At 63.2% G+C, this 21,476-nt stretch carries 19 protein-coding genes, 1 tRNA gene and 1 pseudogene; 12 read left to right on the top strand and 9 right to left on the bottom strand.

The window, feature by feature from the left end; all coding sequences use genetic code 11:
• Positions 1-19 precede the first annotated feature (19 nt).
• The gene (locus K675_RS0118070) at positions 20-667 is read left to right on the top strand and encodes a MotA/TolQ/ExbB proton channel family protein (RefSeq protein WP_017904893.1); all 648 of its coding nucleotides are present in this window, start codon (positions 20-22) and stop codon (positions 665-667) included.
• A gap of 202 nt (positions 668-869) precedes the next feature.
• Complete coding sequence (locus K675_RS0118075) at positions 870-2,108, top strand: phospholipase D-like domain-containing protein (RefSeq protein ID WP_017904894.1); 1,239 nt, start codon at positions 870-872, stop codon at positions 2,106-2,108.
• 92 nt (positions 2,109-2,200) lie between these two features.
• Here the strand turns inward: K675_RS0118075 and K675_RS0118080 are convergent, their stop codons facing one another.
• A complete protein-coding gene (locus tag K675_RS0118080) occupies positions 2,201-3,598 on the bottom strand; it encodes an amino acid permease (RefSeq protein ID WP_017904895.1) in 1,398 nt (465 codons plus the stop codon).
• Between the two features lie 369 nt (positions 3,599-3,967).
• On the opposite strand from K675_RS0118080, the gene K675_RS0118085 reads away from it, so the two are divergent.
• Complete coding sequence (locus K675_RS0118085) at positions 3,968-4,753, top strand: DeoR/GlpR family DNA-binding transcription regulator (RefSeq protein WP_017904896.1); 786 nt, start codon at positions 3,968-3,970, stop codon at positions 4,751-4,753.
• Between the two features lie 101 nt (positions 4,754-4,854).
• Complete coding sequence (locus K675_RS0118090; RefSeq protein WP_017904897.1) at positions 4,855-5,376, top strand: sterol desaturase family protein; 522 nt, start codon at positions 4,855-4,857, stop codon at positions 5,374-5,376.
• 68 nt (positions 5,377-5,444) lie between these two features.
• Here K675_RS0118090 and K675_RS0118095 read toward each other — a convergent pair whose 3' ends face one another.
• The 5 genes from K675_RS0118095 to K675_RS0118115 form a co-directional block, all read right to left on the bottom strand.
• Positions 5,445-5,666: a formate dehydrogenase subunit delta gene (locus K675_RS0118095; RefSeq protein WP_017904898.1), complete on the bottom strand. Its 222-nt coding sequence runs from the start codon at positions 5,664-5,666 to the stop codon at positions 5,445-5,447.
• Positions 5,663-8,551 (bottom strand): formate dehydrogenase subunit alpha, encoded by a 2,889-nt coding sequence (gene fdhF, locus K675_RS0118100; RefSeq protein WP_017904899.1) that lies wholly within the window; start codon positions 8,549-8,551, stop codon positions 5,663-5,665. The genes K675_RS0118095 and fdhF overlap by 4 nt, the downstream gene beginning before the upstream one ends.
• Entirely contained in the window at positions 8,548-10,110 is a 1,563-nt protein-coding gene (locus K675_RS0118105) for a formate dehydrogenase beta subunit (RefSeq protein WP_017904900.1), read from the bottom strand. Before K675_RS0118105 ends, fdhF begins: the two co-directional genes overlap by 4 nt.
• The gene (locus tag K675_RS0118110; protein ID WP_017904901.1) at positions 10,107-10,583 is read right to left on the bottom strand and encodes a formate dehydrogenase subunit gamma; all 477 of its coding nucleotides are present in this window, start codon (positions 10,581-10,583) and stop codon (positions 10,107-10,109) included. The genes K675_RS0118105 and K675_RS0118110 overlap by 4 nt, the downstream gene beginning before the upstream one ends.
• A 432-nt stretch (positions 10,584-11,015) precedes the next feature.
• A complete protein-coding gene (locus K675_RS0118115; protein WP_017904902.1) occupies positions 11,016-12,083 on the bottom strand; it encodes a hypothetical protein in 1,068 nt (355 codons plus the stop codon).
• A gap of 1,203 nt (positions 12,084-13,286) precedes the next feature.
• Here K675_RS0118115 and K675_RS0118125 point away from each other — a divergent pair.
• Positions 13,287-13,562, top strand: coding sequence for a DUF3077 domain-containing protein (locus K675_RS0118125; RefSeq protein ID WP_017904904.1), 276 nt, complete (start codon positions 13,287-13,289; stop codon positions 13,560-13,562).
• A gap of 122 nt (positions 13,563-13,684) precedes the next feature.
• On the opposite strand, the gene K675_RS0118130 is transcribed toward K675_RS0118125, so the two are convergent.
• Both K675_RS0118130 and K675_RS0118135 read right to left on the bottom strand, forming a co-directional pair.
• Positions 13,685-14,014, bottom strand: a complete 330-nt coding sequence (locus K675_RS0118130; RefSeq protein ID WP_017904905.1) for a hypothetical protein — start codon at positions 14,012-14,014, stop codon at positions 13,685-13,687.
• Positions 14,015-14,108: 94 nt separating this feature from the next.
• Positions 14,109-14,193: transfer RNA gene (locus K675_RS0118135), tRNA-Leu, on the bottom strand.
• A 110-nt stretch (positions 14,194-14,303) separates the two neighbouring features.
• Here K675_RS0118135 and queA point away from each other — a divergent pair.
• The 6 genes from queA (at position 14,304) to K675_RS0118165 (ending at position 20,403) form a co-directional block, all read left to right on the top strand.
• The gene (gene queA, locus K675_RS0118140; RefSeq protein WP_017904906.1) at positions 14,304-15,368 is read left to right on the top strand and encodes a tRNA preQ1(34) S-adenosylmethionine ribosyltransferase-isomerase QueA; all 1,065 of its coding nucleotides are present in this window, start codon (positions 14,304-14,306) and stop codon (positions 15,366-15,368) included.
• A gap of 14 nt (positions 15,369-15,382) precedes the next feature.
• Positions 15,383-16,498, top strand: coding sequence for a tRNA guanosine(34) transglycosylase Tgt (gene tgt, locus K675_RS0118145; RefSeq protein ID WP_017904907.1), 1,116 nt, complete (start codon positions 15,383-15,385; stop codon positions 16,496-16,498).
• Between the two features lie 36 nt (positions 16,499-16,534).
• Entirely contained in the window at positions 16,535-16,873 is a 339-nt protein-coding gene (gene yajC / locus K675_RS0118150; protein ID WP_017904908.1) for a preprotein translocase subunit YajC, read from the top strand.
• A gap of 62 nt (positions 16,874-16,935) precedes the next feature.
• Complete coding sequence (secD, locus tag K675_RS0118155) at positions 16,936-18,804, top strand: protein translocase subunit SecD (protein WP_017904909.1); 1,869 nt, start codon at positions 16,936-16,938, stop codon at positions 18,802-18,804.
• Between the two features lie 9 nt (positions 18,805-18,813).
• Positions 18,814-19,728 (top strand): protein translocase subunit SecF, encoded by a 915-nt coding sequence (gene secF / locus K675_RS0118160; protein WP_017904910.1) that lies wholly within the window; start codon positions 18,814-18,816, stop codon positions 19,726-19,728.
• Positions 19,729-19,848: 120 nt separating this feature from the next.
• The gene (locus K675_RS0118165; protein WP_017904911.1) at positions 19,849-20,403 is read left to right on the top strand and encodes a glycine zipper 2TM domain-containing protein; all 555 of its coding nucleotides are present in this window, start codon (positions 19,849-19,851) and stop codon (positions 20,401-20,403) included.
• Positions 20,404-20,454: 51 nt separating this feature from the next.
• On the opposite strand, the gene suhB is transcribed toward K675_RS0118165, so the two are convergent.
• Positions 20,455-21,270: an inositol-phosphate phosphatase gene (gene suhB / locus K675_RS0118170; RefSeq protein WP_017904912.1), complete on the bottom strand. Its 816-nt coding sequence runs from the start codon at positions 21,268-21,270 to the stop codon at positions 20,455-20,457.
• Between suhB and K675_RS33685 the strand changes: the two are divergent.
• Positions 21,269-21,476: pseudogene (locus K675_RS33685) on the top strand (hypothetical protein); the annotation flags it as partial. The gene suhB and the pseudogene K675_RS33685 sit on opposite strands and share 2 nt — an antisense overlap.

Consider the following 21,476-nt stretch of genomic DNA (forward strand, 5'->3'; position numbering starts at 1 on the left):
CTACAGAGGTAACCCGCTAATGGACATGAACACGCTTCACGAGATCACGTTCTATGTGATGTACGCCGCCCTGGCGATCGCGATCTTCATCGCCATCGAACGCGCCATCTACTTCGCCTACGTCCGGCGCCAGGCCCGTGGGCTGATGGAAGCCCTGGGCTCGCATGTGCACAGCGACAAGGACCTGCCGCAGCAACTGACCCGCCGTGACAGCCTGCCGCTGGACATGGCCAGTGCCGTGCTGGCGCAGAAGGCCGCCCACGGGACGCGCAAGGACCTGGAGGATGTGATCGACACCCAGTACCTGGCCAGTCGGGCGCCGCTGGCCCGCAGCCTGTGGATCATCGAGACCATCACCACGGCGGCGCCGCTGCTGGGGCTGCTCGGGACCATCCTGGGCATCATCGACACCTTCAAGGCCCTGGCCAGTGCCGGTGTATCCGACCCGGGCCAGATTTCCGGCGGGATCGGCACGGCCCTGTTCGCCACCGGGCTGGGGATCGCCATCGCGCTGTTCTGCGTGGTGTTCCACAACTTCTTCCAGGACAGCCTGGAGCGCATCAACGATCAGCTCAAGATGCTGCTGATCCGCGCCGCGACCGGTGCCCGGGTGCAGGGTGAGGTGCCGCATCGCGCCACCAGTCCGGCGCAGTTGCACACGGCCTGAGCCGTTCTGGATAAAGGGCTGTTTGTGGCGAGCGGGCTTGCCCGCGCTGGGGGGCAAAGCCCCCCTGAAACCTGAGTACTGGATGCACCAGCCCGATCGCGGTGTCCGGTTCTGTGGCTGCGGTGCAGCCGAGAGCGGCGGTGCGGCGTCCCGACGAGCCCGCTCGCCAACGGTTGTTTTTATCTTCCGATACGAGACGCTTATGTCCCTCATTCCGAAGTTTCACGCAATGCGCTTGCGCATCGGCCTGGCCGCTGCGCTCGGCCTGTTGCTCAGTCCGCTGGCCCAGGCGGATTTTTCCATTCCCGGTTTCGAACTGGTGCACACCGTGCCCCTGGCGACCGAGCTCGATGCCCCCGACCTGCGCCAGCCCGGCCCGGTCTGGATCGAGTTGTTCAACGGCGCGAGAAACCGAATCGACATCGGCCAGTTCTATGCCGCCGATCATCCCGGTTCGGTGATGGACAAGGTGATCGACAGTCTGGAGGCCGCTGGCAGGCGTGGCGTGAAAATTCGTTTCCTGCTGGAAGAAAAGGGCCTCAAGCTCTCCGACCAGGCTACCCTGGAACGGTTGCGCAGGATTCCCAACCTGACCTTCCGCGTACTGCCGTATGCACGGGTGGGCGGCGGCATCATCCACGCCAAGTACCTGGTGGTGGATGGTCAGCAGGCTTTTATCGGCAGCCAGAACTTCGACTGGCGGTCCCTTGAGCACATTCATGAAACCGGCTTGCGGATCAGTGACGAAACCGTCGTCGGCCAGGTCCAGGCGATATTCGATCAGGATTGGAAGGCCCAGGCCGCGCTGACCCAGAACAAGCCGGTGCCATTGCCCAAAACCGGCAAGGAGCCGACACGGAGCGGCAACTACCTGGTCGCCAGCCCGCAACGCTATAACCCGGCAGGCGTCGGCGATTCACAGCAGGAGCTGCCGCGCCTGCTGGCCGAGGCCAAACATGAGGTGCGGGTGCAACTGCTCGACTATGCGCCGCTGTCCTACGGGCCGGACAAGACCCGTCCGTACTACCCGGTGATCGACAATGCCGTCCGCGCTGCTGCGGCACGAGGCGTGTCGATCAGGCTGATGGTCTCCGACTGGAACACCGGCGCGCCGGAAGTCGCCTACCTCAAGAGCCTGGCGGTGCTGCCCAACGTCCAGGTCAAGATCGTCACCTTGCCCCAGGACCCGCAGGGCTTCATCCCCTATGCGCGGGTGATCCACAGCAAGACCATGGAGATCGACGGGCAGGTGGCGTGGGTCGGCACCAGCAACTGGCTGGGCGGCTACCTCGACAACTCGCGCAACCTCGAAGTGGTGATGCACGACCAGGCGATGGCCGAACGGATCGGCGCGTTGCATGAGCAGTTGTGGGATGGGCCCTATGCCTGGCCGCTGGATGTGGCGCGCGATTATCCACAGCCGCATCCGGGGACGCCTTGAATGGCACTGTGGCGGTTCTCACAGGCTCTGCCGCCGGCTGGGCACCATCAAAAAAGGGGACCGTCTGGTCCCCTTGTTCTTCAGGCTGATGATCAGGCCGTACGCGGCGAACCCTTCGCCACGCGCAGGCGATACAGCCCGTAGATGAACAGTACCCAGGCCGGCATTACGTAGACCGACACGGCGATGCCCGGGATCATCAGCATCACGCCGAGGATCAGCGCGACGAAGGCCAGGCACAGGTAGTTGCTGAACGGCGTCCAGAACGCCTTGAAGCCAGGTACCACGCCCTGTTGCTCCATGGCCTTGCGGAATTTCAGGTGGGTCAGGCTGATCACGATCCAGTTGATGATCAGCGATGCGACCACCAGTGCCATCAGCAGCTCCAGCGCTTCATGGGGCGCGACGTAGTTCACCACCACGCAGAGCAGGGTGACCAGCGCCGAGACGCCGATGGCCCGAACCGGTACGCCCTGCTTGTTCAGCTTCAGCAGTGACTTCGGCGCATCGCCTTGCTCGGCCAGGCCGAACAGCATGCGGCTGTTGCAGTACACGCCGCTGTTGTACACCGACAGGGCGGCGGTCAGGACCACCACGTTGAGGATCTGCGCGGCGGTGTCGCTGCCGATCAGGGCGAAGATCTGCACGAACGGACTGCCGCTGTAGGCGTCGCCGGAAGCGCCGAGAGTGACCAGCAACTGGTCCCACGGGTACAGCGAGAGCAGGACGGTCAGTGCGCCGACGTAGAAGATCAGGATACGCACCACGACCTGGTTGATCGCCTTGGGGATCACCTTGCGTGGTTCGGTGGCCTCGGCGGCGGTGATGCCCACCAGTTCCAGGCCTCCGAACGAGAACATGATGAAACACAGCGCCATCAGCAGGCCGCTGACGCCGTTGGGGAAGAAGCCGCCATGACTCCACAGATTGCTGACCGTGGCCTGTGGGCCGCCGACACCGCTGACCAGCAGGTAGACGCCGAGGGCGATCATGCCGACGATGGCGACCACCTTGATGATCGCGAACCAGAACTCGGCTTCACCGAAGGTCTTCACATTGGTCAGGTTGATCAGGTTGACCAGCACGAAGAACACCGCCGCGCTGACCCAGGACGGGATTTCGGGCCACCAGAACTGCACGTACTTGCCCACCGCCGTCAGTTCGGCCATGCCCACCAGCACGTAGAGCACCCAGTAGTTCCAGCCGCAGAGAAAGCCCGCGTAGCCGCCCCAGTACTTGTGGGCGAAATGGCTGAACGAGCCGGCCACCGGCTCCTCGACGATCATCTCGCCCAACTGGCGCATGATCAGGAAGGCGATGAAGCCGCAGATCGCATAGCCCAGGATCATCGCCGGGCCGGCGGACTTGAGCACCCCGGCGGAGCCTAGGAACAGCCCGGTGCCAATCGCCCCTCCGAGGGAAATCAGTTGGATATGGCGGTTTTTCAGGCCGCGCTTGAGCAAACCCGGTGTCAGGTTTTCACCCGTCATTGCTTCACCTTCTCTCATTTTTCTTCTCAGCGGGGCCCTGACTGGATCAGATCTGCAACCGATACTGAGTGCTCGACATAAGCGGCGTGGATATTAAATCCCGAAGATGGGGGGCTCAAGTATTACGCGGGGTCGCGGGCAAATTAGGCATGGATTGGGAAGTTTCCGACAGCCAGGTGCTGCGGGCATTGAAGGTATTGGCGACATCGACAGCGGATTTGGGCAAATCTCGTGAAAACCGCCTATGTCGTCAGCTTTCGCCGGCTGTGATCGCGTATGTCGGTATTGTCGTGCTTTCGCTTGATCGAGCAGGTGGCTGTCATATAGTTTTATCGAAATCGGCACAAACATGCACAATCAGGCGAACTCATGCAAAACTTTCATTCCCCTTCCGAGCTGCCCGATGTGCGGCGACAGAAGATCCTGCTGTTGCTGGAGCGCGATGGCAAGGTCATGGCCTCGGAACTGAGCCAGCATTTCGCGGTGTCGGAAGACACGATCCGTCGTGACCTGGCCGAGCTGTCCCAGGCCGGCCTGTTGCAACGGGTCCATGGGGGCGCCTTGCCGCGCCCCAAGGATACCGGCAAGGACTATTTCACCCGGATCGCCGAGACCGATGAGGTGAAACGGCACCTGGCCGAACTGGCGGCACGGCGGATCGGCCAGGGGCAGATCGTCCTGTTCGACTCGGGCAGTACCACCTTGCAGATCGCCCAGTCACTGCCGACGGGCCTGTCCTTCACCGCCGTGACCTGTTCGCCGATGATCGCGATGACCCTGGCCGAGCACCAGGGCGTTACGGTGATCCTTGCCGGTGGCACGCTGAACCCGGCGACCATGGCGGTGGGAGGGCACGAAGCGGTGCGGTTGATCCAGGGCATCAAGGCGGACCTGTTGTTTACCGGTGTCTGTGCGATCCATCCGCAGGTCGGTATCAGTTGTTCGCGCTACGAGGAGTTGGCGGTGAAGCAGGCGCTGCTCGACAGCGCCTCCCATGTGGTGGCCGTGACCACCGCCGACAAGCTCGGCGCGGTGGAGCCGTTCGTGGTGGGGCCGTGCGCACGGTTGCAGACGATGTTCACCGAGCAGCAGGTGATGGGCGATATCGAGGCCTATCGGCGCCTGGGGATCGAAGTGGTGCAGGCGCAGATCTGAGCGCTCGTCGTTCCAGCGCTCGATTTTCGTCTCCGGCAAGGTATGCTGGCTCCTTACCAGCCGCTTTGCATTCCGATGTTCCTGCGAGTCGACAGCGTTCCATGATCACCCACCTTGCCCTGTTCCTCTGTACCCTCGTCGCGATGGAAGGCGTCGGCTACCTGGCGCACAAGTACGTGATGCATGGCTGGGGCTGGTTCCTGCACCGCTCGCACCATGAGCAACACCTGGGGGCTTTCGAGACCAACGATATCTATCTGCTGGTGTTGGCGGTGGTGGCTGTCGGCCTGATCGTGGCGGGGAACAGCGGGCATGAGCCCTTGCAGTGGATCGGTGCCGGTGTGGCAGCCTTCGGGATCATCTACGTGGTGGTGCATGACGGCATCGTGCATCGCTACTGGCCGTTTCGGCCGCGGCCACGCAATCGTTACCTCAAGCGCCTGTATCAGGCGCACCTGCTCCATCATGCGGTGAAGGGACGCAAGGACAGCGTGTCGTTCGGCTTCCTGTATGCGCCGCCGTTGCGAACGCTGAAACGGCAGTTGCGCGAGTCGCGACAGGCCGCGCGCAATCATCTCGATCCTGTCGCCAGCGATGGGGTTCGCAGGCCTCCAGGCTTCTAGCCCGTTGCAGGCTTATGCCGAGGTGATGCCCCTGGCCTGCTCTCACAGGCCAGGGGGGGAGTGCGCTCCTAGGCCTCCCAACCCGCTCCACTGACCGCCGCACGCGCCAGCGGATGCAGCTCAGCACCCGGGTGCTCGATCTGCCAGGCCAGCAGTTCCTTGCGCATGCCGGGCGTCCAGAACATCTGCAGGTGATTGCGCACGCCGAGCACGGCCTGTTGCGGATCCGGTTCGCTGGAGAAGTACTGGGCGATCTGGTTGGCCATCTTGATCAGGTTATCGGTGCTCATCGGCGGACCTCCGCTCGGGTTCCGGTTTCGCGTGCCTGGCGGCGTTCCTCCAGCAGGCGCTGCTGCTCGTCGCTGAACGCCTGGTAGCGTTTCTGCCACTCCGAAGGCTGGTAGACGCGGCTGACCTCCACGGCAGTGACCTTGTATTCCGGGCAGTTGGTGGCCCAGTCGGAGTTGTCGGTAGTGATGACGTTGGCTCCCGATTCCGGGAAGTGGAAGGTGGTGTACACCACCCCCGGGGCAACCCGCTCGGTCACCCGTGCACGCAGCACGGTCTGGCCCGCACGACTGCCGATGCCGACCCAGTCGCCTTCGCTGATACCCCGGCTCTCGGCATCGGTGGGGTGGATCTCCAGGCGGTCCTCATCATGCCAGGCGACGTTTTCGGTACGCCGGGTCTGGGCGCCGACGTTGTACTGGCTGAGGATGCGGCCGGTGGTCAGCAGCAGCGGGTAGCGGCTGTTGACCTTTTCCTCGGTGGGCACGTAGCCGGTGATCATGAAGCGTCCCTTGCCACGCACGAACTCTTCGATGTGCATGGTCGGTGTACCGTTCGGCGCCGCCTCGTTGCACGGCCATTGCAGGCTGCCGTGACGCTCCAGGGCCGCATAGCTGACGTGGGTGAAGGTCGGTGTCAGGCTGGCGATTTCATCCATGATCTGCGACGGGTGCTGGTAGTTCATCGGGTAGCCCAGGGCATTGGCCAGGGCCACGGTGCCTTCCCAGTCGGCCTTGCCGCCCAGCGGTTCCATGACCTTGCGCACCCGCGAGATGCGCCGCTCGGCGTTGGTAAAGGTGCCGTCCTTTTCCAGGAACGAACTGCCCGGCAGGAACACGTGGGCGAACTTGGCGGTTTCGTTGAGGAAGATGTCCTGCACCACCACGCATTCCATGGCCGACAGTGCCGCGGTGACGTGCTGGGTGTTCGGGTCGCTCTGGGCGATGTCCTCTCCCTGGCAGTACAGGCCCTTGAAGTGGCCGGCCAGGGCTGATTCGAACATGTTGGGGATGCGCAGGCCCGGATCGGGTTGCAGGGTGACGTTCCAGGCCTGTTCGAACTGGCTGCGCACCGCTTCGTTGGAGATGTGCCGGTAACCGGGCAACTCATGGGGGAAGGAGCCCATGTCGCAGGAGCCCTGCACGTTGTTCTGCCCGCGCAGCGGGTTCACGCCGACGCCCTCGCGGCCGATGTTGCCGGTGGCCATGGCCAGGTTGGCGATACCCATGACCGAGGTGCTGCCCTGGCTGTGTTCGGTCACGCCCAGGCCGTAGTAGATGGCCGCATTGTCGGCGTTGGCGTAGAGGCGGGCGGCTGCGCGAATGTCTTCAGCGGCCACGCCGCAGATGACCCCGAGCACTTCCGGCGAGTTTTCCGCGCGGCTGACGAACTCTTTCCAGCGGGCGAAATCGCCGCCTTCGCAACGGGCGTCGATGAAGTCCTGGTCGAGCAGGCCCTCGGTGACGATGACATGGGCCAGCGCGTTGAGCATGGCGACGTTGGTGCCCGGGCGCAGGGCCAGGTGCAGTTCGGCACGCGCATGCACGGAGTCCACCAGGTCGATACGCCGGGGGTCGATGACGATCAGCCGGGCGCCTTCGCGCAGGCTGCGCTTGAGCTGGGAAGCGAACACCGGGTGGGCATCGCTGGGGTTGGCTCCCATGACGAGAATCACGTCGGCCTGCATCACCGAGTCGAAGCTCTGGGTCCCCGCGGACTCGCCCAGGGTCTGCTTCAGGCCATAGCCGGTGGGCGAATGGCAGACGCGGGCGCAGGTGTCGACGTTATTGTTGCCGAAGGCCGCCCGTACCAGTTTCTGCACCAGGTAGGTTTCTTCGTTGGTGCAGCGGCTGGAGGTGATGCCACCGATGGCGTCGCGGCCATATTTGTGTTGCAGGCGCCGGAACTCGCTGGCGGCGTAGGTGACCGCCTCATCCCAGCTGACTTCCTGCCAGGGGTCGTCGATGTGCTTGCGGATCATCGGCTTGGTGATGCGATCCGGGTGAGTGGCGTAGCCCCAGGCAAAGCGTCCCTTGACGCACGAGTGGCCGTGGTTGGCCTGGCCGTTCTTGTCGGGAACCATGCGTACCAGTTGGTCGCCCTTCATCTCGGCGCGGAACGAGCAGCCGACGCCGCAGTAGGCGCAGGTGGTGATCACGGCATGCTCGGGCTGGCCCAGTTCGACCACGCTTTTTTCCATCAGCGTCGCGGTGGGACAGGCCTGCACGCAGGCGCCGCAGGACACGCATTCCGAGTCGAGGAAATTCTCCCCGCCGGCGGCGGCGACCCGCGATTCGAAACCGCGTCCGGTGATGGTCAGGGCGAAGGTACCCTGGGTTTCCTCGCAGGCGCGTACGCAACGGTTGCAGACGATGCACTTGCTCGGGTCGTAGTCGAAATAAGGGTTGGAGGTGTCTTTCTTGTCGGCCAGGTGATTGTCGCCTTCATAGCCGTAGCGCACTTCCCGCAGGCCGACCTGGCCGGCGACGGTCTGCAGTTCACAGTTGCCGTTGGCCGAGCAGGTCAGGCAGTCCAGTGGGTGGTCGGAAATGTACAGTTCCATGACGTTGCGGCGCAGTGTCGCGAGTTTCGGCGTCTGGGTGTGGACCACCATGCCCTCGCTGACGGGCGTCGTGCATGACGCCGGGTAGCCGCGCATGCCGTCGATCTCCACCAGGCACATGCGGCAGGAACCGAAGGGTTCCAGGCTGTCGGTGGCGCACAGTTTGGGAATGCTGGTGCCGAGCATGGCCGCCGCGCGCATCACCGAGGTGCCTTCGGGCACGCTGATGCTCTGGCCGTCGATGTTCAGGGTGACCTGTACCAGGCTGTCGCGGGCCGGGGTGCCCAGGTCCATATCGGTTTTCGGATCGAAGAGAGTGATCATTGATCGGCCTCCGAGGGCTGCAGACCGAAGTCGGCGGGGAAATACTTGAGGGCGCTGGCCACCGGATAGGAGGTCATGCCGCCCAACGCGCACAGCGAACCGTATTGCAGGGTGTCGCACAGGTCCTTGAGGATGATCGCCTGTTCATCGCGGCCTCCCTGGTCGGGGGCGGCCAGCAGCCGATCGATCACTTCCACGCCGCGGGTCGAGCCGATGCGGCAGGGCGTGCACTTGCCACAGGATTCCTCGGCGCAGAACTGCAGGGCGAAGCGCGCCATGCGGGCCATGTCCAGGCTGTCGTCAGCCACCACCACGCCACCGTGACCGAGCATGGCGCCAATGGCGGCGAAGGCTTCGTAGTCCAGCGGTGTATCGAATTGTTCCGGGGGGACCCAGGCGCCCAGCGGACCGCCTACCTGGGCCGCCTTCAGTGGCCGGCCGCTGGCGGTACCGCCACCGTAGCCTTCCACCAGTTCACGCAGGGTCAGGCCAAAGGCCCGCTCGACCAGGCCGCCGTGACGGACATTGCCGGCCAGCTGGAAAGGCATGGTGCCCAGGGAACGGCCCATGCCGTAGTCGCGATAGAACTGCGCGCCCTTGGCCAGGATCAGCGGGACCGACGCCAGGGTGAGCACGTTGTGCACCAGCGTCGGCTGGCCGAACAGCCCGCGCAACGCCGGGATGGGGGGCTTGGCGCGGACGATGCCGCGCTTGCCTTCGAGGGAGTCGAGCAGGGCGGTTTCCTCGCCGCAGATGTAGGCGCCGGCACCGACCCGAACCTCGAGGTCGAAGGCCTGGCCGCTACCGAGTACATCGGCACCGAGGTAACCGGCCTCGCGGGCGATGTCCAGCGCCTGGCGCAGCGTCGACACCGCCTGTGGATATTCCGAGCGGACGTAGATGTAGCCTTGGCTGGCACCGACCGCGAGGCCGGCGATGGTCATGCCCTCGACCAGCAGGAAGGGGTCGCCTTCCATCAGCATGCGGTCGGCGAAGGTGCCGGAGTCACCTTCGTCGGCATTGCACACCACGTATTTCCGGGGCGCCTGGGCGGCGCTGACCGTGCGCCATTTGATCCCGGCAGGGAAGGCCGCGCCACCGCGGCCGCGCAGGCCTGAATCGAACACGGCGGTAGCGGTCTGTTCAGCGCCGATGGCGATGGCCCGGACCAGTCCTTCGAAGCCGCCATGGGCCCGGTAGTCATCCAGGGACAGCGGACGGGTGATGCCGGCGCGGGCGAACAGCAGGCGCTGCTGGCTTTTCAGATAAGGCAGTTCTTCCACCAGCCCGAGGGCCAGGGGATGGGCCGATGGGTCGCCCTGTAGTGCATCGAGCAGCGACGGTACGTCGGCGGCGCTCACGGGGCCGAAGCCGAGGCGGCCCCGCGGGCTGTCGATTTCCAGCAACGGCTCCAGCCAATAGAGGCCTCGCGAGCTGGTACGCCGCAGATCCAGTTGCAGATTGCCTGCGCTGGCCCGGGTCGTGATGGCCGCCGCGATCTCATCGGCCCCGACCGCGCGGGCCAGGGAGTCGGCGGGTAGATAGAGGTTCGGCATCATGCGTCCTCCCGGCAGCTGTCGAGCAGCGCATCCAGGCGCTCGGCGCTGAGCCGTGCGTGCACCTGGCCATCCAGCTCCAGGGCCGGCGAGCAGGCGCAGGCGCCCAGGCAATACACCGGACGCAGGCTGATGCGACCGTCGGCGCTGCTGCCGTGGTCATCCAGTTGCAGGCGATCGCGCAATTGTGCGGCGAGTTGTTCGGCGCCGCGGCTCTGGCAGGATTCGGCCCGGCACAGGCGCAGGATATGCCGGGCCGGAGGGGCGGTACGGAAGTCGTGGTAGAAGCTGATCACCCCACGGATCTCGGCCTGGCTCTGGTTCAGGGCATGAGCGATTTCGGGGATGGCGACATCGGGGATATGGCCGATGCCTTCCTGGATATCATGAAGGATCGGCAACAGCGCGCCCGGGGAGCCCTTGTGGCGTTCCAGCAGGCGGTGGACCAGGGGCAGGTGCAACGTCTCATCAGGCATACGGCAATCCTCACGGCTACGGACATACCACGAGGTCGTCGGCTGTCCGAAAGTGTCGGCTGCGGCATTCACACCACGTCACGGTATCGTGGCATGTCCGGTGGCCAGGCACCCTGAGCGGGCATCTTTTGGGCCCGGTGCGGTCTTTGCCGCACCTCTTCAGGGCATAAAGTCCAGCTTGCCATGGCGCCCAGGCTTTATCGGCACCAAAGCGACTTGCATGGTTCTTTTCGCGACTGCCATTGAGTATAGAAGGGGGCGTTTCGGGCGGGTGTCATGGGGACAGGGGGCGCGCAGCCCCTGCAGTGGGGTGGAGGGGCTTCGTGGTCCGGTACCTGTATCGACCGTCGTCAGGGAGGGGCTTTGCCAGGGGCGCCAGCCGATCGAAGTGGCCTACCCGGTCCCCGTCCGGGTGGGCCGTGACGTGTCTCGTCAGAAGCTTCTCCAGCATTCGCTGTAGCGCTCGCACACCCCGTAACGCTGGTCCATCTGCGCCATGCGTTCCAGGTGATGTTCTATGATCTCCAGCGTCACCTGCTTGCCGGCTTCGAAGTAGTAAAGCGTCATCGACTTGTACTGCTCGAACGCCGCCTTGTTGCCCGGCTTTGCCGATTTGTCTTCCGGCTTGGCCCAGTCTTCCAGTTCGGTATCCTTCAACGGGCGCAGGCGCGACAGGTACTCATCCTTGTAGCGCTGCAAGGTCAGCGCCTTGCGTTGTGCCGACTCGGCGTCGAAGGCTTGCAGGTTCTGGCGATACAGGGCCCAGTAGTCGTCCGGCAGGGTGAAACCCAGCTTGGCCTTGCGCTCGGCGATCAGGTTGTCGACCTTTGCCATCGCCAGCGGCGTCTTGCTGGCATCTTCCGGGGAAGGCAGCATGCTCGGGATCAGGCTGCTGTCGATGATCCGGTTCATCAGTTCCAGGCGATGTGGCGTGTCCGGCAGGGCCACCGGCTGCTTGGGGAACAGCGGATTGCGTCCGGCGCAGGCGGGCAGGCCCTTGCCCAGGTGCAGCACAGGCGTGCGCCGTTCCTTGCCGTCGATGATCCGGACCCGTTGCAGGCGGGTGCGGCACTGGCCCTTGCCGGAGTCGAAGGTCAGCTCGTACTCGGCATTGGCTTCGGGTTTGAAGTTGATGCCGTTGCCACAGACCGAATAACCCTCGTGGGTGTTGACCCGCAACAGGGTCTCGTGTCCGGGCTTGAGCTTGATTTCCAGGTAGCCCCGGGCGTCCTTGGGCGGCGTGCTGAGCATGTCGGCGCGCCGCTTGGTGTCGCCCATCAGCATGTTGTTGAGCATCCCGGTCGTCTGCCCGTCGCAGTGTTCGGCGTCGAAATAGTCGAGGGTGGCGTTCGAGGTGTTGGCGACAAAACGCAGCTTGGCGGCGTCTGGCTCCGTGGCATCCGGGTAGGTGCCGTTGACGCTGCAGCCGCCCAGCAGGGCTGATAGCAGCAGGGTCGCGGTGGTCAACAGGCGTGAAGGGGTGGAGGATAGAACCGGCATTGAGCATCCCTGGCTGGCGGACTTGAAGAGGGGGCATGCTACTGAAGCGCTATTATCGGGTCCAGTCTGGGCGTCGGAGCGCCGGGAAGGGTGCCGATATGTACGACGGGCCATGCTCATGGCTGCGGCCTGGACACGAGGCGAAAAAAAACCGCCTTAGTAGGGCGGTTTTTTTTGCAAATCCGGCCGTAGGGTCGATTTGCTCACTTCACAGAGTCCTCGCGTGGACGGCCCAATCCTAACCAGTCTGATGAGACTATGCAACGCCCTTAGGTCGAGGGATGGGGCTGAAATGTTTTGATTGAAAGTTGTACAAAAAAGCAACTGATAGAAACATCTGACGGTTGATGCTCGGGTACGATGTCGGTGCTCTCGCGCGAAAAACATTGCTGAGGCGGCCAGGCCCGCGCGCGCATTCAGGCCCCCCTGACACGGCTTAGTAACCCGTGCCGGATTCATTCAGGGGGCCATCAGCCCGGCCGCCTCACCGAGTCCTCGCGTGGACCCGAAGGCGTGCGTGTTCCGGTAAGTACGCTGGAGGTTTGGCCCGCTTTGGAGGGCCACAGTATGTCAAAGATCCTGCGACGTACCTGGAGCCTCGTAGTGAACGCATTTCGGGCTTATCGCCTGTATGAGTTTCTACGGGATCACTTCGATGACCAGCGGTAAGGGTTATTGAAGTGGCCCGCCCTGGTTTCGGCCGGGGCGGGTTTAATGAAACGTCCTTTCAGTTGAGTCCTTCCAGTAGATTCGCCTCTTGTAGAATGTCGGTGATGGCCGACTCATCCACGGCGTATACGCCGCGAGAAGCCTTCCAGACCAGCTTCTTCTCTTGCAGGGTGATCAATGCCTGTTGGACCGTCGGTATCTCGATCTTCCCGTGTTCGGCGGCAATCCCGGCCAACTGGCCCGGGGATGTCGGGGGGAAGGGGCACTGCGCAGGTGGCGATGCATTACCTTGAAATATCTCGCTTCAAACGCTTTTTGAGGCACTGTGCGTATCCCGCTATTCTCGGAATGTCGTTGAAAATCCAACGATCAGGCCTGGAAACCTGCAAATAGGAATATTGCGCCACCTTTCAGCACGATGGTTGGTGCCCTTGAGATTCAGTATTCCGCGGGAGCCAAGCGCATGAGCGTTTCTTGTAAGTCGACGTTTCAGATTTTACCCCTCAGCACCCAGGCATTCGCCGGAGGTGCCCAATGAACCCATCACCCCTCATCAAAACCCTCGGTGCCGTCACCTTTTCCACCTGCGGCTCCCAAGGCCGCGAGCTGTTCCGCGTCAATGCCGATGTGCCGATATTGGAAGCCATGGAACATGCTTCCCTGTTGCTGCAGTGTGCCAAGGCGTTGTCCCTCGATGCGGCATTGGATGCGAAGGATGGCGAGCGATATGCCTGGGCGGCGCATTATCTGGGGGAGATGGGGAAGGCGGTGATCGATGACCTTACGCAGGGGATGTTGCGTGAGGCGTAGGCCTGCGCCGTTCAGCAAAAATAGCGATTGGGCGGCGGGTTTCGGCAGGCCCGCCGCGTTATCGTTCTTCGTCGGAACGCCGCCCGGAGCAAGCTCTGCTCCTACAGGGCGCGTGCGGCTCGTCACTGGATGTCTTTCAGGTAGTTCTTTAGCAGATCAAGCGGTGCCGTCAGGTCTGCGGTGGTCCGTACCTGATTGCAGTCATCGGCCAGTCGCCGCAGTTCACGCCCCAGGGGCTTGTCCGTCCCGCCCACGGCGTCCATCGCGACGGCCACGCAGGCATTGAGCTTGCCCCGGATCGCCTCGACATCGCCCTGGCGCAGCAACAGCTCGAACACATCCTTCTGGTACTCGCCCATCACCACGTCATCGCGCAAAAGCGGGCTCCCGCCGTCACGTTCGTGGGCCAGTTTGAGGGCAAAAAGGGCGACGGTTTCCAGTTGCGATTCCATGAGGCGTTTTCCTCCGCCGAGCGCTGCGGCCGCTGGTGGTCACTTTCCAGCAGACGAAAAAAAAGACCTTGATAATCAAGGTCTTTTTCAATCTTGGTGCCCCGAGGGAGACTCGAACTCCCACTCCTTTCGAAAACGGATTTTGAATCCGCCGCGTCTACCAATTCCGCCATCAGGGCTCAATGGCGGCGAAGTATAGAGAGGCGCCTACCGTTGGTCAATTGCCTTTCATGGTCAATTTTGACGAATTCCGCTAAACTTTCCGGCCCTGCTGGACGAACCTCCCATCATGCGCGTCGCTGACTTTACTTTCGAACTCCCCGATTCCCTGATCGCTCGCCATCCGCTGGCCGAGCGTCGCCACAGCCGCCTGCTGACCCTCGATGGGCCCAGCGGGGCCCTGGCGCATCGTCAATTCACCGATCTGCTCGAGTATCTGCGCCCGGGCGACCTGATGGTGTTCAACAACACCCGGGTCATCCCGGCCCGGCTGTTCGGCCAGAAGGCTTCCGGCGGCAAGCTGGAAATCCTCGTGGAGCGGGTGCTCGACAGTCATCGCGTGCTGGCCCACGTGCGCTCCAGCAAGTCGCCCAAGGCCGGCTCGAAGATCCTGATCGACGGCGGTGGCGAGGCCGAGATGCTGGCCCGGCATGACGCGCTGTTCGAACTGGGCTTCGCCGAGGAGGTGCTGCCGCTGCTGGAGCGTGTCGGCCACATGCCGTTGCCTCCTTATATAGACCGTCCTGACGAGGGCGCCGACCGCGAGCGCTACCAGACGGTCTACGCCGAGCGCCTGGGCGCCGTCGCCGCACCGACCGCCGGCCTGCATTTCGACCAGCCGCTGCTGGAGGCGATTGCCGCCAAGGGCGTCGAGACCGCGTTCGTCACCCTGCACGTCGGGGCCGGGACCTTCCAGCCGGTGCGCGTGGAGCGCATCGAGGACCACCACATGCACAGCGAATGGCTGGAAGTCGGCCAGGACGTGGTGGATGCCGTGGTCGCCTGCCGCGCCCGTGGTGGCCGGGTGATCGCCGTGGGTACCACCAGCGTACGTTCGCTGGAAAGCGCCGCCCGCGATGGCGTGCTCAAGCCGTTCAGCGGCGATACCGACATCTTCATCTACCCGGGTCGGCCGTTCCATGTGGTCGACGCCCTGGTCACCAACTTCCACTTGCCCGAATCCACGCTGCTGATGCTGGTTTCGGCCTTCGCCGGTTATCCCGAGACCATGGCCGCCTACCAGGCCGCCGTGGACAACGGTTACCGCTTCTTCAGTTACGGTGATGCCATGTTCATCACCCGCAACCCCGCGCCGACCGGACCCCAGGCATCGGCACCCGAGGATCAAGCATGAGTCGTACCTGTCGTATGTCGTTCGAGTTGCTGGCCACCGATGGCAAGGCCCGTCGCGGTCGCCTGACGTTCCCGCGCGGCACCGTCGAGACCCCGGCCTTCATGCCGGTGGGCACCTACGGCACGGTCAAGGGCATGCTGCCACGGGACATCGTCGCCACCGGCGCCGAGATCATCCTCGGCAACACCTTCCACCTGTGGCTGCGCCCAGGTACCGAGGTGATCAAGGAGCACGGCGACCTGCACGACTTCATGCAGTGGAAAGGCCCGATCCTCACCGACTCGGGTGGTTTCCAGGTCTTCAGCCTGGGCGCCATGCGCAAAATCAAGGAGGAGGGCGTGACCTTCGCTTCGCCGGTCGACGGCGCCAAGGTGTTCATGGGCCCGGAAGAGTCGATGCAGGTGCAGCGCGACCTGGGCTCGGACATCGTGATGATCTTCGACGAATGCACGCCGTATCCGGCCGATGAGGACGTCGCGCGGGTGTCGATGGAGCTGTCGTTGCGCTGGGCCCAGCGTTCGAAGAACGCCCATGGCGACAATACGGCGGCGCTGTTCGGGATCGTCCAGGGCGGCATGCACGAGAACCTGCGCATGCGTTCCCTCGAGGGCCTGGAGAAAATCGGCTTCGACGGCCTGGCCATTGGCGGCCTGTCGGTGGGCGAGCCCAAGCACGAGATGATCAAGGTGCTGGACTACCTGCCAGGGCGCATGCCGGCTGACAAACCTCGTTACCTTATGGGCGTTGGCAAGCCGGAAGATCTGGTGGAGGGTGTGCGCCGCGGGGTGGACATGTTCGATTGCGTGATGCCAACCCGTAATGCCCGCAATGGGCATCTGTTCGTCGACACCGGTGTGCTGAAGATCCGCAATGCGTTCCATCGCCATGATGATTCGCCGCTGGATCCGACCTGCGATTGCTACACCTGCCAGAACTTCTCCCGCGCTTATCTGCATCATTTGGACAAGTGCGGCGAAATGCTCGGGAGTATGTTGAATACCATCCACAACTTGCGGCATTACCAGCGCCTGATGGCTGGTTTGCGCGAGGCTATTCAACAGGGTACATTGGCCGCCTTTGTCGATGCCTTCTATGCCAAGCGCGGGCTTCCCGTGCCGCCCTTGGACTGACTTTTCAGAATCGTATTCTCGTAACTGGAGTGTTAAATGAGCTTTTTCATCTCTAACGCGTTCGCCGACGGCGCGGCCCCTGCTGCTGCGGCCGGCCCTGCGGGCGGCTTCGAGTGGATCTTCCTGGTCGGCTTCCTGGTCATCTTCTACCTGATGATCTGGCGCCCACAGGCCAAGCGTGCGAAGGAGCAGAAGAACCTGCTGAGCAACCTGGCCAAGGGTGACGAAGTGGTGACCACCGGTGGTATCGCCGGCAAGATCGTCAAGGTGACCGATGAGTTCGTGGTGCTGGAGATTTCCGATACCGTCGAAATGAAGTTCCAGAAGGGTGCCGTCGCGGCCACTCTGCCTAAAGGCACACTGAAAGCGATCTGAGTTTCAATATTCAACAATCGACGGGGCGCGCAAGGCGCCCCGCGTCATAAGCGGGCGGCGTGATGCTGAACAAATACCCTCTGTGGAAATACGTACTGATCGTGGTGGTATTGGCGATCGGTTTTATTTATTCCGCTCCCAATCTCTATCCTGACGATCCGGCCATCCAGGTCAGTGGTGCCAGCACGGCGCTGCAGGTCAACCAGGCCGACCTGGATCGTGCGAGCAAGGCGCTCACCGATGCCGGGATCAACGTCAAGGCCGCTACCCTGGCCGCCAACGGCAAGGACGGTCTGCTGCGCCTGAGCAAGCAGGAAGACCAACTGCCGGCCAAGGATGTCGTGCGCAAGGCGCTCGGCGACGATTACGTGGTGGCCCTCAACCTGGCCCAGACCACCCCACAGTGGCTGCGCAACCTCGGCGCGCACCCGATGAAGCTGGGTCTTGACCTGTCCGGTGGTGTGCACTTCCTGCTGGAGGTGGACATGGACAAGGCTGTCGATGCCCGTCTGAAAGTCTATGAAGGCGACGTCAAGAGCCTGTTGCGCAAGGAGCGTGTCCGTTACCGCAGCCTGCCGCAGCTCAATGGCGCCATCCAGCTGGGCTTTGCCGACAACGATGCCCGCGAGCAGGCCCGTGCCCTGATTCGCAAGGGTTTCAACGATTTCGACATTGTTCCGGCCGACCTGAATGGCCAGCCGGTACTGCGTCTGGCGATGACCCCGGCCAAGCTGGCGGAAATTCGCGAATACTCCATCAAGCAGAACCTGACCACGGTCCGTAATCGCGTCAACGAGCTGGGTGTGGCCGAGCCGCTGGTACAGCGTCAGGGTGCCAACCGCATCGTGGTCGAGCTGCCGGGCGTGCAGGACACCGCGGAAGCCAAGCGGATCCTCGGCAAGACCGCCAGCCTCGAGTTCCGCCTGGCCGCCGAGCCGGGTGCGTCGAAGGCGACCTCCGAAGAATTCGAGTTCCGTGAGGGCAAGCGTCCGCCCGCGCTGATCGAGCGTGGCCTGATCATCACCGGTGACCAGGTGACCGATGCCAAGGCCGGTTTCGGCGAGCACGGCAGTCCGGAAGTGAACATTCACCTGGACAGCCATGGTGGCGAGTTGATGAGCCGCGCCACGCGCACCAACGTCGGTCGCCAGATGGCGGTGATCTTCATCGAGCAGCGTCCGGTCACCACCTACAGCAAGCAGGTGGTCGACGGCGTCGAGAAGGAAGTCGCGGTACAGAGCTTCAAGGAAGACAAGAAGATCATCAGCCTGGCGACCATCCAGTCGCCGCTGGGTTCGCAGTTCCGTATCACTGGCCTGAACGGCCAGGGCGAGTCGTCCGAACTGGCCCTGCTGCTGCGTGCCGGTGGTCTGGCCGCGCCGATGTACTTCGCCGAAGAGCGTACCATCGGCCCGAGCCTGGGTGCCGACAACATCACCAAGGGTATCGATGCGTCGTTGTGGGGCATGCTGTTCGTCTCGCTGTTCATCATCGCCATCTACCGCTTCTTCGGCATCATCGCCACCGTGGCCCTGGCCTTCAACATGGTCGTGCTGCTGGCGCTGATGTCCCTGCTGGGCGCGACGCTGACCCTGCCGGGTATTGCCGGTATCGTGCTGACCATGGGCATGGCGGTCGACGCCAACGTGCTGATCTTCTCGCGGATCCGTGAAGAGATCGCGGCGGGCATGAGCATCCAGCGGGCGATCAACGAAGGTTTCAATCGGGCCTACACGGCGATCGTCGACGCCAACCTGACCAGCCTGCTGGTGGGTGGCATCCTGTTCGCCATGGGGACCGGTCCGGTCAAGGGCTTCGCGGTAACCATGTCCCTCGGGATCTTTACCTCGATGTTCACGGCCATCATGGTGACCCGCGCGATGGTCAACCTGATCTTCGGCGGTCGTGACTTCAAGAAGTTGTGGATTTAAGGGGCTGCCATGTTACGTACTATCAACTTCATGGGCGTCCGCAACGTTGCGTTCGGCGTCACTGTGCTCCTCACTGTCGTGGCCTTGTTCAGCTGGTTCCACAAGGGCCTGAACTACGGTCTGGACTTTACCGGCGGTACGCTGATCGAGCTGACCTACGAGCGTCCGGCGGACGTGACCAAGGTTCGTGCGCAGTTGGGCGAGGCCGGCTATCACGAGGCGATCGTGCAGAGCTTCGGCGCCACGACCGACCTGCTGGTGCGCATGCCGGGTGAAGACCCGCAACTGGGCCACCAGGTGGCGGATGCGTTGCAGAAGGTCGGCGGCGACAACCCGGCGCAGGTCAAGCGCGTCGAGTTCGTCGGCCCGCAGGTCGGTGAGGAGCTGCGCGACCAGGGCGGCCTCGGCATGCTGATGGCGCTGGGCGGCATCCTGATTTACCTGGCTTTCCGCTTCCAGTGGAAGTTCGCGGTCGGCGCCATCGTCTCGCTGGTGCACGACGTGGTGGTGACCGTGGGTATCCTCTCGTTCTTCCAGATCACCTTCGACCTGACGGTGCTGGCAGCGGTACTGGCGATCATTGGCTACTCGCTCAACGACACCATCGTGGTCTTCGACCGGGTTCGCGAGAACTTCCGGGTGCTGCGCAAGGCCAGCCTGATCGAGAACATCAACATCTCGACCACCCAGACCCTGCTGCGGACCATGGCGACCTCGATCTCCACCCTGCTGGCGATCGCGGCGCTGCTGTTCTTCGGTGGCGACAACCTGCACGGCTTTTCCGTGGCGCTGTTCGTCGGTGTTCTGGCGGGTACCTACTCGTCGATCTACATCGCCAACGTGGTGCTTATCTGGCTGAACCTGAGCAGCGAGGATCTGATTCCTCCGGCCAGCACCCAGAAGGAAATCGACGACCGTCCTTGATGTCCGTCCTTCCACCGGCTGTCACTTTGAAAGGCGCGAGTATTGAACTCGCGCCTTTTTTCATGATCCAAGGCTAGGAGAGATGCGGAAAGGTTCCGCTTGTATGGTCAGGAGGTTCACGTGAACAAGTCGTTGCTGGTGGGAGCGGTGCTGGGTGCTGTCGGTGTCACCGCCGGAGGTGCTGTTGCGACCTACAGCATGGTGAAGAGCGGCCCTGAGTATGCGCAAGTGTTGGCGGTCGAACCGGTGAAAACCCAAGTGAAGACGCCACGCGAAGTCTGTAAGGATGTTGCCGTGACCCGGCAGAAACCGGTGCAGGACGAGCATCGTCTGGCCGGTACCGCGATCGGTGCGGTCGGCGGCGGTCTGCTCGGCAGTCTGGTGGGGAATGGTCGTGGCAAGACCCTGGCGACCGTGGTCGGCGCCGTGGGTGGCGGTTATGCGGGGAACAAGGTGCAGGAGGGCATGCAGGAGCGTGACACCTATACCACGACCCAGACCCGTTGCAACACGGTCAACGACATCAGTGACAAGATCGTCGGCTATGACGTACGTTACCAGCTCGACGGCAAGGAGGGTCGGGTGCGCATGGATCGTGATCCGGGCAACCAGATCCCGGTGGACAAGGAGGGTCGCCTGATCCTGAGTCAGGCGCCAGCGCAGCCGGGCCAGTAATCGCAGGCACAAAAAAAGCACCCCTCGGGGTGCTTTTTTCGTTCGGGCGTCTTAGCGTTTCAGCGAAGCCGGCAGGTGCGGCTGGATGGCTGTCAGTACAGCCTTGAAGCACTTGGTGTTACCGGCAACGATGTGGCCTTTCTCGAGGAAGTCGTGACCGCCGGTGAAATCGCTCACCAGGCCGCCTGCTTCCTGGATCAGCAGCGCGCCTGCAGCCATGTCCCACTCGGACAGGCCCGATTCCCAGAACGCATCGAAACGGCCGGCGGCCACGTAGGCCAGGTCCAGGGCGGCGGAGCCGGCGCGGCGGATGCCGGCGGTCTGGCCGACCAGGGCGCGGAACATGCCCAGGTAGTTGTCCAGGTTGTCCATCTGGTCGTCACGGAACGGGAAGCCGGTGCCCAGCAGGGCGCCGTCGAGGCTGGTGCGTGGGCTGACGCGCAGGCGGCGGCCGTTCAGTTGGGCGCCACGGCCACGGCTGGCGGTGAATTCTTCCTGGCGAACCGGGTCCAGGACCACGGCGTGCTCCAGGCGGCCGCGGTATTTGCAGGCAATGCTGACCGAAAAGTGTGGAATGCCACGCAGGAAGTTGGTGGTGCCATCGAGTGGGTCGATGATCCACAGGTAGTCTTCGCCTTCGCCGCTGCCGGCGTGGAAGCCGGTTTCTTCGCCGCGGATGGCGTGGGTCGGATACGCCTTGCGCAGTGCGTCGATGATCTTCTGCTCGGCGGCGCGATCGACCTCGGACACGTAGTCCTTGGCGTCTTTTTCGTCGACCTTGATGCTATCCAGGCGCTCGATGGAGCGGAAGATCAGTTCACTGGCGGCGCGGGCGGCGCGCAGCGCGATATTCAGCATGGGCTGCATGGACATTTCACCTAGAGTGTTAAAGAAAGCCGAACATTCTAACAGAAAAGTCTTGTCGGTGAAGGACGACATTCGGTTTCGTGGCGCAAACCCCAGTGCTTCTGTAAGATTTGCTCCCCTTTGCCTTGTCCGAGAGCGCCGCGCCGTGCTGCAAAATATTCGTATCGTCCTGGTCAATACCAGTCATCCGGGCAATATCGGCGGGG

It is taken from the genome of Pseudomonas fuscovaginae SE-1, from assembly GCF_000364705.1.
In the GTDB taxonomy this organism is placed as follows: domain Bacteria; phylum Pseudomonadota; class Gammaproteobacteria; order Pseudomonadales; family Pseudomonadaceae; genus Aquipseudomonas; species Aquipseudomonas fuscovaginae_A.